The sequence below is a fragment of the Oleiphilus sp. HI0066 genome (assembly GCF_001635725.1).
The window spans coordinates 1-1,219 of sequence record NZ_LWFH01001336.1; the positions used below are offsets into that span (position 1 = coordinate 1).

Below are 1,219 nucleotides of genomic sequence, written 5' to 3' on the forward strand. Positions count from 1 at the left end.
GTTCCTTAACCAAGCCGGTGCATTGGTTCACGTCTACACAGACGGTTCGATCCAAGTAAACCACGGCGGGACGGAAATGGGCCAAGGCTTGTACGTGAAAGTTGCACAAGTTGTTGCCAACGAATTCCAAGTCGACCTAGACACTATTCAGGTCACAGCAACACGTACTGACAAAGTCTCTAACACGTCTCCAACGGCTGCATCTTCAGGTTCTGACTTGAACGGCATGGCAGCACGCGACGCTTGTTTGCGCATCAAAGCCGGCATGATCAAGTACGCAGCTGAACTTCACGGTACAAGCGAAGACAAGATTCGCTTTGAAAGCAACCACGTTGTTGCAGTAAAAGCAGACGGAGAAGAAGTGTGGACACCATTTGCGGAATTCACGCAAAACGCTTACATGGCGCGTGTACCACTGTTCTCAAGCGGTCACTACCAAACGCCTAAGATCCACTACGATCGCAACACAGGTAAAGGTCGTCCGTTCTACTACTTCGCAAACGGCGCATCTGTGTCAGAAGTGATTGTGGACACCCTAACCGGCGAATACAAAGTCACACGCGTAGATATCCTACAAGACGTTGGTGCGTCACTTAACCCTGCGATCGACATCGGTCAGATCGAAGGTGCTTACATTCAAGGCATGGGTTGGTTGACCACGGAAGATCTCGTATGGAGCGACAACGGCCGCCTACTTTCAAACGGCCCAGCGACCTACAAGATTCCAGCAGTTGGCGATACACCAATCGACTTCCGCGTGAAGCTTATGGAACAACTTCCAAACAAAGAAGAGACTATCTACCGCTCGAAAGCTGTGGGTGAGCCTCCGTTCATGTTGGGTATTTCAGCGTGGTCAGCACTACGCGATGCCGTTTCAAGCATGGCGGAATACAAGTTCAGCCCGCCAATGAACGCACCAGCAACGCCTGAGTGTGTATTGAATGCGGTGAACGAAACTCGCAAGCACATAGCGAACTCCTAATACGACATTAGGACAAAGGAACTTTAGGTAACTCATATGCGCTCACAAACATGGTTCGATGCAGCAAAGCGATGTCAGGATTCTGGCAGCGCTTATGCTTTGGTGACTATTCTTGGCTGCACGGGCTCTACGCCACGTGATAACAGCAGCAAGATGGTGATTACAGCTGACAGTACCTACGACACCATTGGTGGTGGCCACTTAGAATTTGTGGTGACCAACAAAGCGCGTGAACTG

The 1,219-nt window shown here is 50.5% G+C and carries 2 protein-coding genes; both read left to right on the plus strand.

Going from position 1 to position 1,219, the window contains the following annotated elements; all coding sequences use genetic code 11:
• Positions 1-982, plus strand: a 982-nt coding sequence (locus A3738_RS20135; protein ID WP_156504358.1) for a molybdopterin cofactor-binding domain-containing protein, incomplete at its 5' end; no start/stop codon positions are given.
• A gap of 36 nt (positions 983-1,018) precedes the next feature.
• Positions 1,019-1,219, plus strand: a 201-nt coding sequence (locus A3738_RS20140; protein WP_304440119.1) for an XdhC family protein, incomplete at its 3' end; no start/stop codon positions are given.